The following is a 6204-nucleotide window of genomic DNA, read 5'->3' as shown; positions in this document are numbered from 1 at the left end:
AAAGCCGGTTGGAAATTGCAATTTTAGCTTATAATTTGGCTTATTGTCTAGAAAGATTTAACTAGCACCACGCGTAAATATTTTAAAATTTTATCTCCAAAAGTATCTTGTCCAATACATCCAATCATATTTGTTTCAATACCCATCCGAGAAGCCGCTACTGCTTGATTTGCTCCTTTTCCACCAAGTAAGTAGTCTCCATCATTTCCATGGACTGTTTCACCTTTGACGGGAAGTCTATCAGTACTAATCATTAAATCAACATTTAGACTTCCTAAAACGCAAATATTCATAAGTTATCCCTTTCTTGTTGTACATGTATAATTTATCTGTACATCTAAATTAAAACGCTTACAAAAGAAAAAAGCAACAAAAAAAGTATTTCTTTTGCAGAAATACTTTTTAATTATTTATATATAGTTATAAAAATAGCGTCAGTTTTTTATTTATCTTTTTTCTGTTGCATTAATATTAAGAATCGCATTATTAATAGGCATATAAAACTTATTGTGGATTACAGGATATTCTCCATCAATATAAATTTTTCCTGCAAAAGATAAAACGCATCCGCCTCAGAAATCTTATACCTAACAGAATGAACATTACCCATTTTAGAAAATTCCAATTGAATTTCCGAATGACTAGCTTGTTCATATATTTTATTTTCTAAAAAGTCACTGAGAGCTTCGTTATCATTTAAATCGAGCCCTAATTTGGCAATATTATCTCCAGGCAAAGTTGAAAAACAATAAGCAACAGGTTTCTTTTCGCTTAAATACCAGCGGTCAACAAATACTACGATTCCAGTATCACGGCCTAAAATTTCGTTAGTATACTTAGTTGCAGGTTCAATTCGATAATTTAATTCAATGCCAGTAATTTTGTTCATTAGACATTTCTGAACTGGATTAGAAACGATTTCTAGTCCCTTCGACCAATCAGCTGGATTAAAGATTACAAAGTTGCCTTTTCCCTTAATTGTTTTGATAATTCCATCATCTTGAAGAAATGCCAAAGCTTGCCTTAAAGTCATTCGCGAAACATTCATTTCTTTTGCAAGCTCCATTTCTCCTGGAAGTTGTGAATTTAATGGATATATTCCTGTTTTGATTTTTTCATAGATATCTTCATAAACTTTGACATAACGAAGTTTTCGCTTTAAATCAAGATTTCGTTGCTTTTGAGAATACATTATTTGCCCTTCTTTTTTGTGGTAAGTTCATTTTACAATATTTTCTATGCTAAGTCTTAATCTATGAAGCGCAGCTTATAATAATTAGACATGTTTATATATATTGGACATATTTTGCCATACGTGCTAAGCTATCTTTAAAAATGTTAGCGTTTTCAAGGAGGAAATTATGACAGCTTTCGCACGTCCAGATAACTATGATGATTTAAGAGCGCTTTTTAAAAAAGGCGATGATGAAAGAGATAAAGATTTACCTACGCATATTCCTGAAGTTGAAAGAATCGATAATCTTTCATATGGTCCTGATTCTAAATGGAATTTATTAGATATTTATTTACCTAGTCAGCGTAGTGGCAAGGTACCCACTATCATTTCAGTTCACGGTGGAGGATGGGTTTATGGTACTAAAGAAACGTATCAATTCTACTGTATGTCTTTAGCAAAAGAAGGTTTTGGGGTAGTTAATTTTAACTATCGCTTAGGTCCCGAAGTTGCGTTTCCTGGTATCATAGATGATATTGACTTATTAATGCACTGGCTTGAAAAAAATGCTGGTAATTATCAATTAGACTTAAGTAACACCTTTATGATTGGTGATAGTGCTGGAGCTCAAATGGCTGCTCAATATTTAACTATCATGACTAATGACACATATCGCCAAAAGTTTGGCTATAATGAAGTTAATTTCAAAATTAAAGCAGCAGCATTGAATTGTGGAGCATACTTTATTAACTATCCTGACGTTTTAGATGGATCAATGAGAGGTTATTTCACAGAGGAAGTTATGCACAAATACGATGAAATTTTGCATACTGAAAACTTTATTACGCAAGATTTTCCAAAGACTTATTTAGTCACATCAAATCAGGATTTTTTGCGTGACTGTACCGTTCGCTTTGATGGCTTTTTAACTGGTAAGGAAATAGCACATGAATTCCATACATATGGTGATGAAGATAATCCTAAACCACATGACTTCCATTGCAATATTAAGGATAATGTAGCCCAAAATTGTAATCACTTGGAAATGGAATGGTTTAAGCAGTTTATTTAAATTTTTTAGTAGTTATTTTCTAAAACAAAAAATAGCGAGTTCCAACCTTGGGATTCGCTATTTTTATACAATATCATCTTTCTTAGCTTCTAAGGCCAACTTCCACCCAGTAGTAAAATGATTTTCTCGCAAGCGTCTAATGGCATCATAGTCACTTTCTAAGCTGTCAATTGCATCTTGCAGTCTCTTATTAGCTTTTCTAATATCATTTAATTCCGGATCATTCACAACCCCGCGCAAATGTACTTGAGCTGCTAAATAACGTCTACGCTGTTCAAATTCTTCTTTCAAAGAACGTAAACTAGCATCATATCGAACTAATTTTTTATTTAAATTTTCAACTTCTTTATTCAACTTCATGAATAAATCATAAGGCATATCTGATTTAATCCGATTGCATTCACTACAAGATAAAATTAAATTATCTAATTCATTATTATGCGACAAGGAAACGGGATCCTTATGATCCACACTGCGGCCAGGTCGCCCACAATATTGGCAAATATATTTATATTTTGCACGAATTCTTTCACGATTAATATAATCAACTTCATTAAGTTGAAAATTAACCTTTAAGCCGAGCCCCACAAGATTTTTACTAAATTCAGTCCCTGCTTGGGGAACAAAATCAAGTTGGCCATCTTCACTTTTTATGATTGCTTTGTTTAATTCACTACGCGCTATTTGCCCGCTAGCTACTTCATTACTATCAAAGTCTTGCACAAAAGCTTCATAAGCCTTTCTTTGTTTTTGACTTTTGACAATAAAATTATGGCTGCCTTCACCACTTTGACCAACATAACTATATAAAAGCGCCTGTGCAAAAGTTGCAATTACATCATTTGCATAATCTTCAGCCGATAAACCCCGCTCAAGACAAATATCACAAATACTTCGTAATTTGGGATTAATTAACCCTTTTTCTTTAAAATGAAAAGAAGCTAAACGTAGTCCACAACTTTCACACTGAAACCTCACTAGTTTTCCTCCACCAAAATGTTAAAAGCGATTTTTTGCATCTTTACTGCACCAGCAAAATCGCCTTTAAATAAATCAGGCAAAATCTTTTTGATGAAGTATTTAACACATGCTAAATCGTCAAATTCTTTAATCGTTTCTAAGCTTTCTTTGAACATTTGCATATAAACTGGATTAGGATTTCCTAATTCAATTTCGCCATATGCTTCATACATTAAATCTAGCTTATCACAAACTGAGAGGATTTTACCTTCTAAAGTATCATCTTTTGCTTCACTTAAACGATTACGGTAGATTTCTTGAAACTCTGCTGGAATTTCATGTTTAATGAATTCATTAGTCATTGCTTCTTCAACATCGCCAACTAATTTACGCATTTGCGGTGTTGCGTATTTAACTGGAGTCTTAATGTCCCCAATAAAACGTTCAGTATAGTCATGGTTTAAACTCTTTTCATAAAGGGCCTTCCAATTGACTTCTTGATCACCATAAACTTCTTCAATATCTCCCATCATTTGGGCAAACTCAGCTGTTCTAAAGCAGTGTGCAGCAACTGAATGATGTTGATATTTGAAATAACCCGGCGCTCTGTCAATTGACTCCAAACTTGATAACCCTTGTAAATATGCGTGTAAACCCATTATTTATAATTCCTCCCTTTCTTAAAATTGACTAAAAATTTTTACTATCATACCAAAATCAAAAATCAAATGCAAATATGTGAAACTAAAAATCTATAAAAAAAGACCACTAGAATCAATATTCTAGTAGCCTTCATTAAAATTCTTACTTGTTTTCGTCCTTAGCAGCCTTGTTAAGGTATGCTACAACTGCTGCTGCGTGAGCAACACGCTTCTTTGAGTTAGCAGCGTTACGAGGACGACGGTGTGGGTTAATCCCAGTATGAATGTTTCTTGACATGTCTATTCTTCCTTTCAGATTTTCGAAAATCTATATAATTTTAACATATATAAGATTAAGATTTCAAGTTTACTCAAAATAACCTACTGAAATATTCCTTAACCTGTTCTCTCACCTTAGTGCTAGTCAAAAAATTAGCTCCCAAAATTATGATAATACCAACTAAAAGGAAGATTGCTAAATTCATAATTGCCCTCGATTCTGATAAACAACTATATCTTTATTATATCGCTTATACCAAAATCGGAGCAATTAATCATACTTAGTAAAATACTTGTAATATTCATTTAGACCAATTAACAAGTCTTACCATTTTTTACTTCTTCAGCAGTTAATTCATGTGGTGTGTATTCACGTACAGCAACAGCTCCATCAATTACGCCACTATTATCATATAAGCTTATAACGGCGTTACGAGCGTTCAATAGCAGACCATCTGTTAAAAATCCTAATTCATTATTAGAAGTATACATTTCTAGCCCAGCATTATTTTCCATAACTACTGGATATTCTGGATCCTTTTGATCAGTTACAATTAATTGAAAATCCGCCCCGATTGTACAAGTACCACCAAGTGTTGAATACTTATTTGAACCATCATCTAATGTCAAAATAACGACTTGACCAGGCTTCACATGCTTTTTTATTAATTCTTTTGCTTCATCTTTAATGGTAATTTGAATAGTCTTATCAGTCATAAACAAACCTCCTGATATTCATTAACTATATCTTCTTATAATCTATAGTGTACCTTTTTATCCCCCAATTCAATTTTTTTGCTTACTATTAGGAAATAAATTGCTTAAAGATATTGCACACTTAGCAAAAAAGGCTCACAATAAAACTTGGTGATTTTTAGGCGATTAGCATGAGGGGGACCACAGATGACCGTCTTGAAAAATATTTTTAAAGATCGCATATTTCAAATTTCTCTGGTGATTACAATCATCAGCTTATTTTTTGCGCGTCCAAGAATAGCTGATATTAATTTTCACACGCTTTATTCTGTTACTGCGATGCTTTGTTTAATTCAAATTTATGCTTATTTACATGTTTTAGATATTTTAGCATATAAATTAACTAGTTTAGCTGATAATACACGTAAGTTGACCTTACTTTTTACATTATTATCAGTTCTTTCGGGTATGTTTTTAGGTAACGACATTACGGTCTTAACTCTCATTCCCCTCTATTTAAATATTGCAAAAAAATATCAACTACCTCAAATTTATCCTGCTACCTTAATCGGTATGGGGGCAAATATTGGAGCAGCTTTTACTCCATGGGGAAATCCACACAATATCTTCATTGTTAGCAATTATAATGTGCCTGCTGATGTCTTTTTTGCATGGTCAACACCTTATTTGATTGTTTCTTTAGTGATTTTAATTGCAACTTGCTTTTTCTTACCTAAAGACCATATTCCAGTTAACCAAACTGAAAATATTCATGTTAACTGGAGAATGACCATTTTAACAACTGCTGTCTTCATTTTTTTCTTTTTTGGTGTATTTTCAATTGTTCCTATTTACTATCCGATGATTGCTGCACTTTTATTGGCTCTTTTAATTAATCCTCGGATTTATCTTAAAATTGATTATGCCCTTTTGTTAACATTCACTTTATTCTTTATCTTTATTAGTGATATCCAACAAATTCCACTAATTGTTGGTTTAATCCATATGACTGTTTACTCAGAAGGATCAACTTACCTTACATCAATCATTTCAAGTCAATTTATCAGCAATGTACCATCAACTATTTTAGTTGGGAAGTTTACAAATTTTGCTAAGGCACTATTGCTTGGATCAAACATTGGTGGCTTTGGATCAGTTGTTGGCTCTATGGCCAATATGTTAGTTTTAAAAACATTCAATCAACATGCCAGCGCAAGTAAAAGCAAATTCTTTAAGCATTGGACCATTTTACAATTTTCTGGTTTGGCAATTTTAACAATTGTTGGTTGGTTAATTATTTATTTCAATACGCGTGGTGCTAGTTAAATCGTTTTAGTTAATAAAAAAGTCCAATCTTGTTAGACTCGACTTGTAAATAGTAA

At 32.6% G+C, this 6204-nt stretch carries 8 protein-coding genes; 2 read left to right on the top strand and 6 right to left on the bottom strand.

The genetic code is table 11. The annotated features are described in order from the left end of the window. Positions 1 to 47: 47 nt before the first annotated feature. Together ETI37_RS07500 and ETI37_RS07495 are read right to left on the bottom strand one after the other, a co-directional pair. Complete coding sequence (locus tag ETI37_RS07500) at positions 48 to 293, bottom strand: PfkB family carbohydrate kinase (protein ID WP_244285223.1); 246 nt, start codon at positions 291 to 293, stop codon at positions 48 to 50. 221 nt (positions 294 to 514) lie between these two features. Further along, the gene (locus tag ETI37_RS07495; RefSeq protein WP_244285222.1) at positions 515 to 1192 is read right to left on the bottom strand and encodes a GntR family transcriptional regulator; all 678 of its coding nucleotides are present in this window, start codon (positions 1190 to 1192) and stop codon (positions 515 to 517) included. A gap of 169 nt (positions 1193 to 1361) precedes the next feature. Between ETI37_RS07495 and ETI37_RS07490 the strand changes: the two genes are divergently transcribed. Further along, positions 1362 to 2246: an alpha/beta hydrolase gene (locus ETI37_RS07490; protein WP_006586129.1), complete on the top strand. Its 885-nt coding sequence runs from the start codon at positions 1362 to 1364 to the stop codon at positions 2244 to 2246. Between the two features lie 63 nt (positions 2247 to 2309). On the opposite strand, the gene ETI37_RS07485 is transcribed toward ETI37_RS07490, so the two are convergent. The 4 genes from ETI37_RS07485 to ETI37_RS07475 all read right to left on the bottom strand — a co-directional run bounded on the left by ETI37_RS07485 (position 2310) and on the right by ETI37_RS07475 (position 4843). Continuing rightward, on the bottom strand, positions 2310 to 3224 hold the full coding sequence (locus ETI37_RS07485) for an HNH endonuclease (RefSeq protein ID WP_006586128.1): 915 nt from the start codon (positions 3222 to 3224) through the stop codon (positions 2310 to 2312). Continuing rightward, on the bottom strand, positions 3224 to 3865 hold the full coding sequence (locus ETI37_RS07480) for a YfbR-like 5'-deoxynucleotidase (RefSeq protein ID WP_006586127.1): 642 nt from the start codon (positions 3863 to 3865) through the stop codon (positions 3224 to 3226). The genes ETI37_RS07485 and ETI37_RS07480 overlap by 1 nt, the downstream gene beginning before the upstream one ends. A gap of 145 nt (positions 3866 to 4010) precedes the next feature. Continuing rightward, complete coding sequence (locus ETI37_RS07985) at positions 4011 to 4145, bottom strand: hypothetical protein (protein WP_006586126.1); 135 nt, start codon at positions 4143 to 4145, stop codon at positions 4011 to 4013. A 296-nt stretch (positions 4146 to 4441) separates the two neighbouring features. Then, entirely contained in the window at positions 4442 to 4843 is a 402-nt protein-coding gene (locus ETI37_RS07475) for an iron-sulfur cluster biosynthesis family protein (protein ID WP_006586125.1), read from the bottom strand. A gap of 186 nt (positions 4844 to 5029) precedes the next feature. Here ETI37_RS07475 and ETI37_RS07470 point away from each other — a divergent pair, with 186 nt between their 5' ends. Beyond that, complete coding sequence (locus ETI37_RS07470; protein ID WP_143458507.1) at positions 5030 to 6148, top strand: SLC13 family permease; 1119 nt, start codon at positions 5030 to 5032, stop codon at positions 6146 to 6148. The last annotated feature ends 56 nt before the right edge of the window (positions 6149 to 6204 follow it).

Origin of the sequence: Lactobacillus mulieris, from assembly GCF_007095465.1 — a bacterium.
Taxonomy (GTDB): Bacteria; Bacillota; Bacilli; order Lactobacillales; family Lactobacillaceae; genus Lactobacillus; species Lactobacillus mulieris.
Note: the sequence above shows the minus strand (reverse complement) of the source record. Positions and strands in the feature narration are given on the sequence as shown.

Excerpts from the sequence above, each read along its gene's own strand:
- ETI37_RS07470 (WP_143458507.1), top strand. The coding sequence starts at position 5,030 with ATGACCGTCTTGAAAAATATTTTTAAAGATCGCATATTTCAAATTTCT.
- ETI37_RS07985 (WP_006586126.1), bottom strand. The coding sequence starts at position 4,145 with ATGTCAAGAAACATTCATACTGGGATTAACCCACACCGTCGTCCTCGT.
- ETI37_RS07475 (WP_006586125.1), bottom strand. The coding sequence starts at position 4,843 with ATGACTGATAAGACTATTCAAATTACCATTAAAGATGAAGCAAAAGAA.
- ETI37_RS07490 (WP_006586129.1), top strand. The coding sequence starts at position 1,362 with ATGACAGCTTTCGCACGTCCAGATAACTATGATGATTTAAGAGCGCTT.
- ETI37_RS07495 (WP_244285222.1), bottom strand. The coding sequence starts at position 1,192 with ATGTATTCTCAAAAGCAACGAAATCTTGATTTAAAGCGAAAACTTCGT.
- ETI37_RS07480 (WP_006586127.1), bottom strand. The coding sequence starts at position 3,865 with ATGGGTTTACACGCATATTTACAAGGGTTATCAAGTTTGGAGTCAATT.
- ETI37_RS07500 (WP_244285223.1), bottom strand. The coding sequence starts at position 293 with ATGAATATTTGCGTTTTAGGAAGTCTAAATGTTGATTTAATGATTAGT.